This is a genomic window from Roseibium sp. JB4-4, assembly GCF_055693425.1.
In genome coordinates this window covers 544,829-560,796 of the sequence record NZ_CM146333.1, presented here as the reverse complement: position 1 = coordinate 560,796, position 15,968 = coordinate 544,829, and the positions used below count along the sequence as shown (strand labels likewise).

The 15,968-nt window shown below is 53.3% G+C and carries 15 protein-coding genes; 9 read left to right on the top strand and 6 right to left on the bottom strand.

Features of this window, described 5'->3' with window-relative positions:
• Positions 1-92 precede the first annotated feature (92 nt).
• Positions 93-641 carry a DUF2155 domain-containing protein gene (locus tag ACZ1HV_RS02575; protein WP_472717225.1) on the top strand — a complete coding sequence of 183 codons (549 nt, stop codon included), beginning with the start codon at positions 93-95 and terminating at the stop codon, positions 639-641.
• Positions 642-664: 23 nt separating this feature from the next.
• Here the strand turns inward: ACZ1HV_RS02575 and ACZ1HV_RS02570 are convergent, their stop codons facing one another.
• Together ACZ1HV_RS02570 and ACZ1HV_RS02565 are read right to left on the bottom strand one after the other, a co-directional pair.
• Complete coding sequence (locus ACZ1HV_RS02570; protein ID WP_472717224.1) at positions 665-1,147, bottom strand: GNAT family N-acetyltransferase; 483 nt, start codon at positions 1,145-1,147, stop codon at positions 665-667.
• 50 nt (positions 1,148-1,197) lie between these two features.
• On the bottom strand, positions 1,198-1,866 hold the full coding sequence (locus ACZ1HV_RS02565) for an alpha/beta hydrolase (protein WP_298815158.1): 669 nt from the start codon (positions 1,864-1,866) through the stop codon (positions 1,198-1,200).
• Positions 1,867-2,160: 294 nt separating this feature from the next.
• Between ACZ1HV_RS02565 and ACZ1HV_RS02560 the strand changes: the two genes are divergently transcribed.
• The 8 genes from ACZ1HV_RS02560 (at position 2,161) to tenA (ending at position 9,965) form a co-directional block, all read left to right on the top strand.
• Positions 2,161-3,330, top strand: coding sequence for a cysteine desulfurase family protein (locus ACZ1HV_RS02560; RefSeq protein ID WP_472717223.1), 1,170 nt, complete (start codon positions 2,161-2,163; stop codon positions 3,328-3,330).
• Positions 3,331-3,443: 113 nt separating this feature from the next.
• The gene (gene sufB, locus ACZ1HV_RS02555) at positions 3,444-4,916 is read left to right on the top strand and encodes a Fe-S cluster assembly protein SufB (RefSeq protein WP_298815164.1); all 1,473 of its coding nucleotides are present in this window, start codon (positions 3,444-3,446) and stop codon (positions 4,914-4,916) included.
• Positions 4,917-4,983: 67 nt separating this feature from the next.
• Entirely contained in the window at positions 4,984-5,739 is a 756-nt protein-coding gene (sufC, locus tag ACZ1HV_RS02550; protein ID WP_472717222.1) for a Fe-S cluster assembly ATPase SufC, read from the top strand.
• Positions 5,740-5,753: 14 nt separating this feature from the next.
• Positions 5,754-7,073, top strand: coding sequence for a Fe-S cluster assembly protein SufD (gene sufD / locus ACZ1HV_RS02545; RefSeq protein ID WP_472717221.1), 1,320 nt, complete (start codon positions 5,754-5,756; stop codon positions 7,071-7,073).
• Positions 7,074-7,110: 37 nt separating this feature from the next.
• Positions 7,111-8,367: a cysteine desulfurase gene (locus ACZ1HV_RS02540; RefSeq protein WP_472718393.1), complete on the top strand. Its 1,257-nt coding sequence runs from the start codon at positions 7,111-7,113 to the stop codon at positions 8,365-8,367.
• Positions 8,368-8,381: 14 nt separating this feature from the next.
• Complete coding sequence (locus ACZ1HV_RS02535; RefSeq protein WP_298815170.1) at positions 8,382-8,777, top strand: SUF system Fe-S cluster assembly protein; 396 nt, start codon at positions 8,382-8,384, stop codon at positions 8,775-8,777.
• Between the two features lie 104 nt (positions 8,778-8,881).
• Positions 8,882-9,259, top strand: a complete 378-nt coding sequence (gene sufA, locus ACZ1HV_RS02530) for a Fe-S cluster assembly scaffold SufA (protein ID WP_298815172.1) — start codon at positions 8,882-8,884, stop codon at positions 9,257-9,259.
• Between the two features lie 43 nt (positions 9,260-9,302).
• Positions 9,303-9,965: a thiaminase II gene (gene tenA / locus ACZ1HV_RS02525; protein WP_472717220.1), complete on the top strand. Its 663-nt coding sequence runs from the start codon at positions 9,303-9,305 to the stop codon at positions 9,963-9,965.
• A gap of 60 nt (positions 9,966-10,025) precedes the next feature.
• Here tenA and ACZ1HV_RS02520 read toward each other — a convergent pair whose 3' ends face one another.
• The 4 genes from ACZ1HV_RS02520 to parE form a co-directional block, all read right to left on the bottom strand.
• A complete protein-coding gene (locus tag ACZ1HV_RS02520; protein ID WP_298815179.1) occupies positions 10,026-11,084 on the bottom strand; it encodes a GGDEF domain-containing protein in 1,059 nt (352 codons plus the stop codon).
• A gap of 121 nt (positions 11,085-11,205) precedes the next feature.
• Positions 11,206-12,654, bottom strand: coding sequence for a DEAD/DEAH box helicase (locus tag ACZ1HV_RS02515; protein WP_298815182.1), 1,449 nt, complete (start codon positions 12,652-12,654; stop codon positions 11,206-11,208).
• Between the two features lie 307 nt (positions 12,655-12,961).
• Complete coding sequence (locus ACZ1HV_RS02510; protein ID WP_472717219.1) at positions 12,962-13,693, bottom strand: sulfotransferase family 2 domain-containing protein; 732 nt, start codon at positions 13,691-13,693, stop codon at positions 12,962-12,964.
• 100 nt (positions 13,694-13,793) lie between these two features.
• Positions 13,794-15,842 (bottom strand): DNA topoisomerase IV subunit B, encoded by a 2,049-nt coding sequence (gene parE, locus ACZ1HV_RS02505; RefSeq protein ID WP_472717218.1) that lies wholly within the window; start codon positions 15,840-15,842, stop codon positions 13,794-13,796.
• Positions 15,843-15,968: the final 126 nt, after the last annotated feature.

The following is a 15,968-nucleotide window of genomic DNA, read 5'->3' as shown; positions in this document are numbered from 1 at the left end:
GTCAAGTGTCGTCTTTTCCGGGCCGTAATTCGGTGCTAGCGCGGCTGAAGAAAACTTCGGTATGCTGGTCCAAGGGATTCGAATAGAAGCAGATGGTCACCTTGATTGACGCATTGAAAGCGGCGAAACATCTTCTGGCTGGTCTTGCGGTCGCTTCTTTGGCCATGTCTGCGTCAGGTGCCGCGGCTCAATCGGAAAAGATTGAAAACCCCGTCGCGGTGTTCTCTGGTCTCGACAAGATTACGGGCCGGATTATCTCATTCGATGTCTATATTGGCGAAACGGTCCAGTTCGGCGCTCTGCAGGTGACGCCGCGTGTCTGTCATACGCGGCCACAAACCGAGTCACCCCTGACGACAGGTTTCGTGCAGGTCGACGAGATTACGCTGAACAACGAGGTGCGGCGGATCTTTTCCGGTTGGATGTATGCTGCAAGTCCCGGGCTCCACGCCGTTGAACATCCCGTCTATGACATCTGGCTGACCAACTGCAAATTGGCCTCGACCGTGCCGCCGCCAGAAGACTATGACGGACCGCCAATCAAAGGTGTTGTTGCAGAGGGCGAAGATCCCTTGGCCGGGCCGGATGATGGCGTCCAAAGCGGTCCTGGTGTCCCCAGACCGAAGCCATTTCAGGGCTGATTGTTTCCTATGGAACGCCAGTATCAGGTGATTTCGCGCTTGGGATACCCGTTTGCTCTCAGTTCAAAACCTTTTTTTGAGGTCTTGAAACCGAGGCTCTCATAGAACTTGTGGGCCTCGGTATTTTCGGACCCTGACATCAGCATGATCTTGAAACAACCAGCCTGCCATCCCAGGCGGATCGCCTCTGCCAGGACCTTCTTGCCAACTCCCTGACCACGCCAGTCTTCACGTGTGACGACATTTTCGATCAGGGCGTATGAGGCACAGCCACGCGTCATGTTAGGAACCACGACAAGTGTGCATGAGCCGACCGGGACGGCACCCTTCCAGGCAACAAGAACAGTCAGGCCTGGATGTTTCACAAGCTGTTCGAAGGTCTTTCGTTTCAGCAAGTCGTCTGCGGCAATATCTTTCGGATTGAGGTGATGGAACAGCTCGGCAACGGCGTCAAAGTCGCTGACATCAGCCGTGCGGATTGTCAGGTTGCTGTCGCTTGAAACCATCTCAACACCTGAAAAAAAGCCCGCCGAATGGCGGGCTTTACGAAACGAAATCAGTCGATGTCTACATAATCGGCGGGTGTCAGGCCAAGCCGCCCGTCAACATATGTCCCACATCGATCCATCAGGTCATCCATATCATTTTCAAAGAAGTGATTGGCGCCTGGAATTGTTTCGTGATCGATCACAATACCTTTTTGGGTCTTCAGCTTGTCGACAAGCGTTTGAACGTCTTTTTGGGGCACCACCTTGTCGTTGTCGCCGTGGACGATCAGGCCGGAAGACGGGCAGGGGGCCAGGAACGAAAAGTCGTGCAGGTTCGCCGGTGGCGCGACTGAAATGAAACCTTCCACTTCCGGGCGCCGCATCAGCAGCTGCATGCCGATCCACGCACCGAAGGAGAACCCGGCGATCCAGCAGGCTCGTGCGTCGGTGTGGACCGTCTGCACCCAGTCAAGCGCTGCGGCAGCATCGGAAAGTTCACCCTGTCCGTGATCGAAAGTTCCCTGTGACCGTCCAACACCTCTGAAATTGAACCGAAGTACCGCAAAGCCGCGCCGGGCGAACATGTAGTACATCTGGTAGACAATCTGATTGTTCATCGTCCCGCCAAACTGCGGGTGAAGATGCAAAACCAGCGCGATAGGTGCGTTGCGTTTTCTCGCGGGGTGGAACCGGCCCTCGAGCCGGCCGGCGGGACCGTTAAAGATCACCTCAGGCATGAAGTGCGATGTCCTTGTCATTTGGCGCGCATTTTATGCTGCTGCGCGGATTGGGGTCAGATACGTGATTACCCGTAAGTCTAAACTTGACTCTTAGCCTCCGAGTTTCTAGAACCTTGTTTAGAATTATTCGAAACTTCGCACCACCAACCAGCGGCGACAATGCTCGGGTCATCCGATTGGGGGGTGTTATCGTCACCGCAGCGAAAAATATCAAGGTTTTTCGCACATCTATCTGACGATAAAGCGAAAAATCGAACACGCAAGAATGCTGATTCAGGCTCTAGAGGTGTCATGCCGCGTCTTTCAGACCCAATCTATCTCGATCACAACGCAGGCGCTCCCATGCGTCCGGCGGTGCGCGAGGCCATGATTGAGGTCATGGGGGAGGTCGGCAACGGATCATCCGTTCACAGTCATGGTCGCAAGGCGCGGGGCCGAATTGAGGACGCCCGTGAAAAAGTCGCGCAACTTTGCAACGCCAAAACACGCGCTGTGACATTCGTGTCTGGCGGTACTGAAGCCAACATGACTGCACTCGCGCCTTCCTGGCAGGACCAGGGTGTACCTGTCTATTTGGACAAGGTGTTCATGAGCGCGGTCGAACACCCATCTGTCATGACCGGCGGGCGCTTTGCTGTGGCAGATCAGATGATTGTTCCGGTCAAGTCCAATGGTCAGGTCGATCTTGAGAGGCTTGAGGAACTCGTTTCCGGCGCAGAACCCGGTCTGGTTTCCGTCATGGCCGCCAACAACGAGACAGGTGTCATTCAACCGCTCCCGGAAGTGGGGCGGATCGCGCGTGAATACGGACACTTTTTTCATGTTGATGCCGTACAGGCGGCAGGTAGACTGGAAATAGACCTCGACGCCTGGCAGGCAGATGCCGTTACGCTGTCGGCCCACAAATTCGGTGGGCCTCAGGGCGTTGGGGCCGTTGTCGTGCGCACGACCGGGCGGGTTCCATCACCGCTGATGGTTGGTGGTGGCCAGGAAAACTGGCGCCGCGGTGGCACAGAAAATGTAGCTGCAATCGTCGGATTCGGAATTGCCGCGACTGAAGCCCTTGAAGACCTCGCACAAGTGCGCCATTTCGCAGAAATGAAGACGCGTCTTGAGGCGGGTTTGCGGGCCACATGTCCGAAAACGGTGTTCTTCGGTGACCAGGCTAAGCGTCTGGCAAACACAAGTTGTTTTGCTGTTCCAGGCATTTCAGCTGAAACAGCTTTGATCGCTTTTGATTTGGAGCGCGTATCTCTTTCGTCGGGCTCGGCCTGTTCGTCTGGAAAAGTGTCTGTTTCCCATGTGCTGACGGCAATGGGCGTGGATGAACATCTGGCCCGTTGCGCGCTTCGCGTCAGCTTGGGATGGAACACCAGCGAAGCTGACATTGATCGATTTTTGGCACTTTGGCCGAAAATCATCGACAGGCTGGACCCGCAAGCCCGGCATCGGGCGGCATGAAGTGAGAATTCGGGCCGTTGCCCGGCAAGTGAGATGCGGTTCAGGGATCCTGTCCTGAACTGCAGTGAAAATTGTAATGAGCAGACACAGGGTCTGCTAAATGGAGGCGCAGTATGCCAGCTGTACAGGAAACCATCGAACAGGTGAAAGCCATCGATGTTGACCAGTATAAATACGGCTTTGTTACGGACATTGAGTCAGAGAAGGGCGCAAAGGGTCTTTCTGAAGAGACTGTCCGCTTTCTGTCGGCCAAAAAGAACGAGCCGCAGTGGATGACCGACTGGCGGCTGGATGCGCTGCGTCGCTTTCAGCAGATGGATGAACCGGATTGGGCGCGCGTTTCCTATCCGAAGATCGACTTTGACGATCTTTATTACTGGGCTGCGCCAAAGTCCGTCGAAGGACCGAAGAGCCTGGACGAAGTTGATCCGGAATTGCTTGCGACCTACGCGAAACTTGGCATTCCCCTGGCGGAGCAGGAAATTCTCGCTGGTGTTGAGCCGAAGAACCGGGTCGCGGTTGATGCGGTATTCGATTCCGTTTCCGTCGTGACGACCTTCAAGGAAGAACTGAAAAAGGCTGGCGTCATTTTTTGCTCCATTTCCGAGGCCGTGCGCGAATATCCGGATCTGGTCAAAAAGTATCTCGGTTCAGTTGTTCCAATCACCGACAACTACTATGCAACACTCAATTCCGCCGTGTTCTCTGACGGATCGTTTGTCTACATTCCCGAAGGCGTCCGCTGCCCGATGGAACTGTCGACCTATTTCCGTATCAACGAACAGAACACAGGTCAGTTCGAACGCACCCTGATCATTGCCGAAAAGGGATCTTACGTCTCCTATCTGGAGGGGTGTACAGCGCCGCAACGCGATGAAAATCAGTTGCACGCGGCCGTGGTTGAACTTGTGGCGCTGGACGACGCGGAGATCAAATACTCCACCGTTCAGAACTGGTACCCGGGTGACAAGGACGGCAAGGGCGGCATCTACAACTTCGTCACCAAACGTGGCGATTGCCGCGGCAAGAACTCCAAGATCTCATGGACACAGGTCGAAACGGGCTCTGCGATCACCTGGAAGTACCCATCCTGCATTCTTCGCGGAGAGAATTCGCGCGGAGAGTTCTATTCGATTGCGGTTTCCAACGGACATCAGCAGATCGACAGTGGCACCAAGATGATCCATTTGGGCAAGAACACCTCCAGTCGGGTGATCTCAAAGGGTATCTCCGCCGGCAAGTCGGAAAACACATACCGTGGTTTGATCTCAGCACACCGCAAAGCGTCGAACGCGAGGAACTTCACTCAGTGTGATTCACTGCTGATCGGACAGGATTGCGGTGCGCACACCGTGCCCTACATCGAAAGCAAGAATGCGTCGGCACAGTTCGAGCACGAGGCGACAACATCAAAGATTTCCGATGATCAGATGTTCTACTGCCTGCAGCGCGGACTGTCTGAAGAAGAAGCCGTTGCCTTGATCGTCAACGGCTTCGTCAAGGACGTGATCCAGCAGTTGCCGATGGAATTCGCGGTAGAAGCGCAAAAGCTTATCTCCATCAGTCTTGAAGGATCGGTGGGCTAACGAACCGCTTTCGAATTGAATATGGAATTTGGGGCTCTGTGCCCGTGAGTTACGAGGAAACATCTCAATGCTTGAGATCAAAAACCTGCATGCCCGCATTGCGGAAGATGAAACTGAAATCCTTCGGGGTGTCGACCTGACAGTCAACGCCGGTGAAGTTCACGCCATCATGGGGCCAAACGGTTCCGGAAAATCCACACTGTCCTACGTGCTGGCCGGTAAGGACGACTATGAGATCACAGAAGGGGAAGTCCTCTTCAATGGTGAGAACATGCTCGATATGGATCCTGACGAGCGCGCAGCCGCTGGCATGTTCCTGGCATTTCAGTATCCGATTGAGATTCCTGGCGTCGCCACGATGGAATTCTTGAAAACTGCCATGAATGCGCAGCGCAAGGCGCGTGGTGAAGACGTTCTGTCAATTCCCGATTTCATGAAGCGCGTCAAGGCAGCAGCATCACATCTCAATGTTTCAATGGACATGCTGAAGCGTCCGTTGAATGTCGGCTTTTCAGGCGGCGAGAAGAAGCGAGCTGAAATCCTGCAGATGTCTCTGCTTGAACCGAAGCTCTGCGTATTGGATGAAACAGATTCGGGCCTCGATATCGATGCGTTGCGCGTCGTATCCGACGGCGTCAACAAGCTTCGCTCGCCGGAACGGGCAATGGTCGTCATAACGCACTATCAGCGTTTGCTGGATCATATCGTACCGGATGTCGTCCATGTTCTTTCCAATGGCAAGATCGTCAAAACTGGCGACAAGGATCTTGCGCTTGATCTGGAGAAGCATGGCTACGCCGAATACATCGATACAGCCGCTTGAGGGAGCAGGGCGATATGAACGCGACGGCACTCATCAAACACACGCAGGCCGAAAGCAACCTGTTGGATCGATACCAGAGCTCGAAAGACGGTCTGGCAGGATCCATCGCAGTATCTGCGCTGAGGGAAGCTGCGGTAGAACAGATCCGCGACAGGGGTCTGCCTCATCGCCGGGTCGAGGAATATAAATACTCGGATCTGCGTGCCTTTATGAAGTCCGCAGCGCCTCTTGCGGCTGCCGCCGATGAAGCCGTCGCCAAGGCGATTTTGGCAGATCAGAACAGCTACGGCGATCTTGAAAGATACCAGGTTGTCACCATCAACGGCGTATTTGCTCCCGATCTCTCTGATGTGGATGGGCTCACAGGCGAAGGTGTTGTTATTTCCGATTTCAACTCAGCGCTGAAGGGCGAGGCCGGTGCACAGTTGCTTCGCTCTCCGAAGTCCGCTGCAAATGATGGCGTCATTGCGCTCAACACTGCCTTCGTACAGGGCGGCGTCGTTATATCGCTGGCAGCCGGTGTTGAAGTCTCAAAGCCGGTCGAACTGGTGCAGATTGCAACATCTGAAGGCGCGCAGGTCAGCCGAACCAAAGTAACGCTCGGCGAAGGCTCTAAGCTGCGCCTGCTGGAAACATTTGCCGGTGAAACCGGAAACGGAGAATTGAACGCCGTTTTCGACTATGACATTGCCGACAAGGCGTCGTTGGCGACGACCCGTCTGATAGCCGGCAAGGTTGACGCGGCAAGGCTCTTCACAACGATTGCCACGATCGCAGGTGAGGCTGAGTTTAAGTCGCTCGGATTTATGGCGGGGCCGAAGTTTGCGAGAAATCAGCAGTTTATCGAGTTTACCGGCGAATACTCCGAGGCGAAAATCTATGGCGTGACAATGGCTGGTGGTGAAGATCTGGCTGACCAGACGCTTATCGTTGATCACGCGGTTCCCAACTGTAACAGCCGCGAGTTCTTCAAGACTGTCCTCGATGGCCGGGCGAAGGGTGTTTATCAGGGCCGGATCAATGTTGCGCAACATGCCCAGAAAACCGACGGTGAGATGATGACACAGGCTCTGCTTCTTTCAGAAGAAGCAGAAATGGCCAACAAGCCTGAGCTTGAGATCTTTGCCGATGACGTGATCTGTGCGCATGGTGCGACCAGCGGGCAGATTGACGAGGACCTGCTTTTTTACTTACGAGCCCGGGGCATACCTGAAGACGAAGCGCGAACCCTGTTGGTTTTGGCTTTCCTTTCAGAAGCTATCGAAGAATACGGCGAAGATGATGTGACCGATGGGCTTGAGGAACGCGTGCGTGACTGGCTGGCCGGGCACTGACATCGGTTATGCTGAGTGGAACAAGGAGCAGCGGCGTATGACGGTCGCAACCGCAGAAACGATCATTGAAGATGTTGGATACGACGTCGATGTTATTCGCCGGGACTTTCCGATCCTGTCACGGGAAGTCTATGGCAAACCTCTTGTTTACCTGGACAACGGTGCATCTGCGCAAAAACCTCAGGCGGTGATCGATGCTGTGACAAAGGCGTACTCTGAAGAATACGCCAACGTCCATCGCGGCCTGCACTTCCTTTCCAATACAGCGACTGACAACTACGAAGCCGCACGTGAAAAGGTGCGCCACTTTCTGAATGCAAAATCGGTCGACGAGATCGTTTTCACCAAGTCGACAACCGAGGCAATAAATCTCGTTTCCTATGGATTGGGACCAGATTTCTTCGGTGAAGGTGACGAAATCGTTCTTTCGATCATGGAGCATCACTCAAACATTGTTCCCTGGCATTTCCATAGGGAACGCAATGGCGCCAAATTGAAATGGGTTTACGTCCGCGAAGACGGCAGTTTCGATCTGGATGCGTTTGCAGATACGTTGACAGACAGAACAAAACTGGTCGCGATTACGCAGATGTCCAATGTTCTGGGCACCGTCGTGCCGATAAAGGAGATCTGCCGGATAGCGCATGAGCGCGGTATTCAGGTACTGGTCGATGGCAGCCAGTCTGCAGTGCATTTGCCGGTCGACGTTCAGGATCTCGATTGTGACTACTTCGTATTCACCGGGCACAAGGTCTACGGACCTTCGGGCATCGGTGTGCTTTGGGGAAAATCAGAGCGGTTGAACGCGCTCAGGCCTTTTAACGGCGGAGGAGAAATGATCCTTGATGTCACCGAAGACATGGTGACGTACAACGATCCTCCGCATCGTTTCGAGGCAGGTACTCCACCCATCGTACAGGCCATTGGTCTAGGCGCTGCGCTGGACTACATGGATGGGATTGGCCGAGAGAACATTGCGAGACACGAGGCTGATCTAAGGTCTTACGCTCACCAGAAACTGAAAGAAATCAACTCGTTGAGGATCTTCGGCGAGGCGCCCGGCAAGGGAGCAATCGTTTCCTTTGAGATTAAGGGTGCTCACGCCCATGATGTGGCGACGATCATTGATCGTGCAGGCGTTGCGGTAAGAGCAGGAACACATTGTGCGCAACCGCTCTTGGCAAAATATGGTGTGACGTCTACATGTCGAGCGAGTTTCGGTCTCTATAACACGCGTGCGGAGGTGGACGCGCTCTATGAGGCCTTGTTGAAAGCACAGAGCTTTTTCGGGTAAGGACGGACCCAAAAATGGAAAATGCGACCACAATCGACACCAATGCGGATGGTGAAGCCCTACAGGCCGAAGTCTCCGCAAAGAGTGCTATTTCATCGGATGAACTGGATCGACTGACTACCGACATCGTCGGTGCCTTGAAGTCTGTCTACGACCCGGAAATTCCGTGTGATATCTATGAACTTGGCCTGATCTACAAGGTCGATATCGACGATGACAGATCAATCAACATTGACATGACCCTGACAGCGCCTGGTTGCCCGGTTGCTGGTGAAATGCCGGGGTGGGTGGAAAACGCAGTTTCAGCGGTCGCAGGCGTCGGGCCCGTCAATGTCGACATGGTCTTCGACCCTCCCTGGACACCTGAACGTATGTCCGATGAAGCGAAAGTCGCGCTGAACTGGTATTGAAGCTACACGGCGTAGTGACAAATACGACTACAGCTAGAACCTTTTTTCTTATAAGCTGAGACCTTATATCAGGTTTTGGACCGCCGGAACTGAATGAGGACAATATGGCCGCCGCCGCAAAATTTCAGGTCATTTCGCTGACCGACGACGCTGCCGATAGAGTGAAAAGCCTTGTCGAGAATTCAGACAAGGATGCCATCGGGTTGCGTGTGGGCATCAAGAAAGGCGGGTGTGCGGGCATGGAATACACCATGGACCTCGTGGAAGAGGCAAACGCTGGGGACGACGTCGTGGAAGACAAAGGAGCCAAGCTTTTTGTCGATCCCTCTGCGGTTCTCTTTTTGCTTGGCACGGAAATGGACTACGAAGTGACCAAATTCCGTTCTGGGTTCGTGTTCAAAAATCCGAATGAAGTTTCAGCGTGTGGCTGCGGTGAATCCGTTTCACTTCAGGAAGCAGATCTTAGTGCCTTTGCGCGCTGAGATGACTTCTGAATTTCCATATATTTCCAAGTAAGCGAATTTCATGAAACTGTTTGAGCGGCTCAAGGCCGATGCGGCGCCGCAGTGGGCCGATTACACACACCATGACTTTGTCCAGCAGTTGGGAGAGGGCACACTCCCCTTGGACTGCTTTAAACACTATCTCGTTCAGGACTATCTGTTCCTGATACAGTTTGCGCGGGCCTATGCCCTTGGGATCTACAAGAGCCCAAGGGTCGCAGATATGCGAATGTCGCTTGAGGGTGTGAAGGCTATCCTCGATGTGGAGTTGGACCTGCATATCGAGCTGTGCGGGAAGTGGGGCATGTCCCGCGATGAGATTGAACAAGCGCCAGAAGACACGCCAACCATGGCTTATACGCGGTTTGTTTTGGATGCGGGGATGTCAGGGGATTTGCTTGACCTTCAGGCTTCGCTTGCTCCCTGTATCATCGGCTACGCCGAAATTGGTCGACAACTCAGCGCAAAGGGGTGCGGCAACGATGCCAACCCTTATCAGCGATGGATTCAGGAATACGCGAGCGAGGCTTACCAGGGCCTTGCAAATGACTTTTCCAACTGGATGGACAGTACTGCTGACGAAGTGATCACAGAACGTCGCTATCCAAGGGTCCTGTCGCTTTTTGAAAAAGCCTGCCGGTTGGAAAGTGATTTCTGGCTGATGGGCCTGAGGGCAAAGGTCTGAAGTTCTATTTCATCGACCACTTGAGGACCAGCAGGTCTTATTCGTAAGCCCAAAATCGGTTTAGGCGACGCTTTCCTGGCTCTCTGAAGACAAGTCCAACTCGGTCTTTACGAGATTACGGCCTGCATTTTTTGCTGCATAGAGCGCTTCATCGGCACGGGCAACGATTGAATGTCCGCTGTCGTCGGGTCGGAACGTTGCAATTCCGACGGAAATGGTCACACGACCGAGATTTTCGCCCGTAGAGCGTTTCACAAGTTCCTTGGACATAACGGCATTGCGGATCCGCTCGCCAATCTCCGAAGCCTCCTCGAGGCTGGAATGGGGCAGGATGATACCGAATTCTTCTCCTCCGTAGCGACAGGCAATGTCCTGTGCCTTGATATTCTGTTTAACGGATAAAGCGACAAGCCTCAGAACCTGATCCCCGGTCTGGTGACCAAAGGTGTCATTGAACTTTTTGAAGTGGTCAATATCAGTCATCAGAAGAGCAAATCCACGCCTGCTTTCCTTGGACTGTTCGATCACACGTTCGATGGAGTTCTCAAAGTGTTTGCGGTTGTTGAGCGTTGTAAGCTCATCCGTGAGTGACTCGTATCGGATTGCTTCCAGAGAAGATTGAAGATTTTCAATGTGCTTTTTTGATTCCAGCAGTTGGCTTTCTAGCTTTCTGTTGGTGGTGACAGCGTTCTGGGTCGATTTCACGAGGTGGGTAATGTAGATCTGCAGCTTTTCCGCGTCTTTGACGGATTTGATCTTTTCGCCAGCCTGTTCCAGAGCGCTGCCATAATCTGACGTGGCGTCTGCGCTCAGCTTGAGCGTGTCGACAAGCTCTTCAACTTCTCGGGAAACCTTGGATCCGACTTCATCAAGGCGATCGCCGAGTCGTGTGGGGGACAGGAAACGGCCATAAAGCGTCAGCATCTCGTCCGTGCTAACGCGACCGCTCGCTTTGATCGTGTCGTTGATAGCCCGGTTAAGGCCTTGATTGTAGCCAGCTGAATATGTGTACCAAAGTTCATAGGACCTCGGGTACGCTGGCAGAACGTTCTTCTTGATGTAACTGATCGCGGACTCTCCATACTGGATTGTCCGCTTATGGTCGTCTTCATCCGCCATCAAGATTCTCTCACTACACACTCGCGAATCCGCCCCACACGGACGCAAGTTCTAGGATCAAACTCGGATGTAAGATTTAAGGAGGCGTTAAGGTTATGAGGAATCTCACACGAACTTGACGTTAGGACGCTTTTTTTGGTCTGGGTTCGCGCAAAAGGAAAGCAGGAATGTGAACGCCGGCCCCAAACGCAGGTTCCATTTTGTCGCTGCGAGTCTTTTTCCCGCTTGATTTGTGCGGAATGCTGGAAATTGGCAAGGTGTTCAAGGCGTCCTGTTGCTCCTCATTTCGATTGTCGCCGCCGTCTCGATTTTTTTGCTGTGACCGACGCCGGGAATTGGCTGGCTTTGGTTGATCTGCCTCGTTGTCGTTGCTCGACGCTGCAGTCTTGGCAGACTTCCCAGCCTTCCGACGTGCTTTCCGCTCTTTTGCAACGGCCTCGAAATCAATCGAGTCACCTGTCCAGTCGATCGACATCTTGATCAAAGCCTCAATGGCGTCCAGGTATTTCTGGTCTTCGCCGGTCACCAAGGTATAGGCAGTTCCTGAGCGACCCGCACGACCTGTACGTCCGATCCGGTGGACGTAGTCTTCCGCATTGCTCGGAACATCATAATTGAAGACATGACTGACTTCAGGAATGTCTAGGCCACGAGCTGCGACATCGCTGGCAACCAACAGCTTGATATTACCCTTTCGGAAATTGTCGAGCATCATCATGCGGGTTCGTTGATCCATGTCACCATGCAAGGTGCCGACATTGTATTCATGTCGCTCAAGAGAGCGGAACAAGGTCGAGACGTCTCGTTTTCTGTTGCAGAAGACGATCGCGTTCTTGAGGTCTTCAGCACCTTCGAGAAGCTCACGAAGCGCTGCGCGTTTTTCGTAATCCTTGGAAGACGAGGCCTTGAGAAGCTGTGTGACGTTTTCTGCAGTGGACGACGTCGGTGCGACTTCAATACGTGCGGGGTTCTGAAGGAATGTTTCTGTCAGTCGCTGAATTTCCGGAGGCATGGTTGCGGAAAAGAACAGCGTCTGCCGCGTAAACGGGATCAGTTTGCAGATCCGTTCAATGTCCGGAATGAAGCCCATGTCGAGCATCCGGTCGGCTTCATCGATCACCAAGATCTCGACACCCTGCAAAAGAAGCTTGCCGCGTTCGAAATGGTCTAGCAAACGGCCGGGCGTCGCAATCAGGACATCGGTGCCACGGTCGAGCTTTTTGTCCTGCTCTGCGAAAGATACACCGCCAATGAGGAGTGCCACATTGAGCTTGTGATTAGCGCCGTACCTTTCGAAGTTTTCTTCGACCTGCGCTGCAAGTTCACGTGTCGGCTCGAGAATGAGCGTCCTTGGCATACGCGCACGGGCGCGTCCCTTTTCGAGCAGGGTCAACATCGGCAGCGTAAAACTTGCTGTTTTACCGGTGCCCGTTTGGGCAATGCCAAGAATGTCGCGCCGCTCCAGAACCTGAGGTATGGCACCCGCCTGGATTGCCGTTGGTTCTTTATAACCTGCTGCATCAACTGCAGAGAGGACCTTCTCGCTTAAACCGAGAGTATCAAATGCCATGGAGCGGTGTGCCCGAATGTTGTGATGGTTAGCAAACAGCGCCTTGGACGGACCACGCGCCGATTTGGCGCACACCCTACATTTATGCGCTCAGGTGTCAATGCGTCGTTGAGGTAATTTGCAAAGAAACTCGAGTATTTCCATTAAAGTTTTGCCATCTCAGTTAATAAAGGAAATGGACGTGTCCGCGATTTCTGTTGCATTGAGCAGTTAGAATTACTCGGATTGAACGTTTTGACAGCAGTCAATGCGTCTTCAGGTCGACACATGCGAGCTGAAATCGAGGAATGAAATCAAGCAGAGGATGTCAGGCGTAGGCTGCTTCTTCGGCATAAAAGAGATCATAGTCGGCGTGGTAGCGCCGTTGCAATTTCCGGCGAATGCCTTCGTCTTCAAACGAGCATAAAGTGCTGTCGGAGACGAAATCAGAAATACGATACCGTGATCTCGGCACGTTTCGTATCGCAACCGTGCTTTCAGAGAGGAAAGCGGCGAGCGAACGTTCAAACTGCTCTACCTGCAAGACAACGTCTGCTGTCAGCGTACCTTTGTGTGTCAGAGCTGCCGACTGGCTGCGGAAAAGGTTGTCAGCTTCCAGATCCGAAATTGACGAAATGTGATCGACGAATTCTTGTGGAGACATAAGCTGATCAAAGCCGCTTTCGCTGTAGTAGGACGGCAACGCATTTGGAGACAGAATGACACGCTCATAACAGTAGGAAACACGTTGAACCGGATCCTGGACCCAGGCGATGACCTTCGTGTCGGGGTATCTTCGCTTGAGTTCACGGGCCGTCAGCAATTCGACGTCGCCATGAAATAGAAGTTGCTCGTTGCGTTCACTCAAATGTGGATCATGTCGGATTGACCGTAGCGAACGGTTGTTGCCCGCCAGATGATTGAGAACTCCACCAAGGGCCTGAAAAGCAGGCTCTGCAACGCGAGCGTAAGCGATGTCGTGTCCTGGAAATACAAGATAAACGTGATTGCGCAACGGTCGTAGCCGCCGATCGAAAACTGAATAAACCCGGTTTAACATTATACTTGTCCGGCACCTGAAAACGGTTGCTATGCAAAAAGGCCCAGCCTTCCAAGCAGCCCCCGACTAAAAAACTGTCTTAAACTATCCGTTTTCGGCCCTAAATATCAAGGTCCTCTGCAAATTCTGCATTGTCTTGAATAAAACGGAACCTGGCTTCGGGTTTATTGCCCATAAGCCTTTCGACGGCATCATTGGTATCCCCGATTTCGCTCTCATCGACGTCCACTTTCAGGAGCGAACGCTTCGAAGGATCCATCGTGGTTTCTTTCAACTGGGCTGGAAGCATTTCTCCAAGCCCTTTAAAACGGCCGATTTCGACCTTGGATTTGCCTTTGAATGCTGTCTCAAGAAGCTCGTCTTTGTGCGCGTCGTCGCGGGCATACAGTGTTTTGCCCCCTTGGCTGAGACGATATAGAGGCGGAACTGCAAGATAAAGGTGACCGCCGCGAATGAGTTCCGGCATTTCCCGGTAAAAGAACGTAATCAAAAGTGAAGCGATGTGCGCGCCATCCACATCGGCATCGGTCATGATCACAATCTTCTCGTAGCGAAGATCTGTCTCGCGATATTGAGACCTGCTGCCGCATCCAAGTGCTTGAATGAGATCTGCCAGTTGCTGATTGGCCACGAGTTTGTCACGGCCAGCATTGGCAACGTTCAGAATTTTTCCACGCAACGGCAATATGGCCTGGTTGGATCTGTTGCGCGCCTGCTTAGCGGAGCCGCCCGCCGAGTCGCCCTCGACGATAAAAAGTTCGGTGCCTTCTGCCTGGTTCGCAGAACAATCTGCAAGTTTGCCAGGAAGCCGGAGTTTTCGGACGGCGGTTTTGCGGGCGACGTCTTTTTCTTGCCTGCGGCGAAGGCGCTCTTCCGCACGGTCGATGACCCATTCAAGCAGTTTGTTGGCCTGATTGGGCGAAGCTGTCAGCCAATGGTCAAACGCATCACGCACCGCCGCTTCTGCAATTCGAGTTGCTTCATTGGACGCGAGCTTGTCCTTGGTCTGGCCGACAAACTCAGGTTCCCGGATGAAGACGGAGAGCATGCCACCTGCTGACGTGAGCACATCATCGCCAGTGATGATGGAAGCCTTTTTGTTGCTGGTCAGTTCCCCGTAGGCTTTCAATCCGCGAAGCAGCGCATAGCGGAAACCTGCCTCATGCGTCCCACCTTCGGGTGTCGGCACCGTATTGCAATAGGAATTGATGAAACCGTCACCGGCAAACCAGCTTACAGCCCATTCCACGGAGCCATGTTTACCAGCATTGTCTGTTCGGCCGGAGAAAACCTCGTCAACTACTCTGCGTTCCTTGGTCAACCGTTCGGCGAGAAAGTCCTTCAAGCCACCAGGAAAGTGGAAAACGGCCTCTGCAGGCGTTTCATCCTTGTCGAACAAGAGGTTGGGTGCACAGTGCCAGCGGATCTCTACGCCACCAAACAAGTAGGCCTTTGACCGCGCCATCTTAAGCAGCCGTGCCGGTTGGAATTTTGCGCCTTTTCCGAAAATCTGGGCATCGGGTTTGAAGCGCACTTGTGTTCCACGGCGGTTTTGGGTGTCGCCAACCAGCTCCAGTGGACCGTCCGCCTTCCCACGACGAAAGGTCTGACGATAAAGCTTTCGACTGCGTGCAACTTCGACGACCAGTTCCTCTGACAAAGCGTTGACGACAGAAATACCAACGCCATGGAGACCGCCGGATGTTTCATAGACTTTGCTGTCGAATTTTCCGCCCGCATGCAGCGTGGTCATGATGACTTCCAGCGCGGACTTGTCCTTGAATTTCGGATGGGGGTCTACCGGAATGCCTCGGCCATTATCCGTGATCGTCAGGTAGCCGTCGTCCGCAAGCGTCACATCGATCCATGTTGCGTGTCCGGCGACCGCTTCATCCATGGAATTGTCGATAACCTCAGCGAAAAGATGGTGTAATGCCTTTTCATCCGTTCCGCCGATATACATGCCTGGCCGGCGGCGCACCGGTTCCAGACCTTCAAGAACTTCAATGTCAGCTGCAGAATATTCATCGGAAACGGCGGCAACAGCAGGCATGGAGCGCGGTTTCTGCGGTGCGCGAGATCGCGTTTCCTGCTCCACTGGAGAGGAAACCGCGGCATTGCCGGCAAATAAATCGTCTTTCGCACTCATTCCATATCGCCTGGTTGGTTTTAGATCTTCGTCGATTGTGTCTTAGCGGGCTTTACCTACACCGAATCGCTTTCCAGTTTGAAGGACAAACATAGAACGGCAAGGCGATTTGGCCAAAAGCCCCCG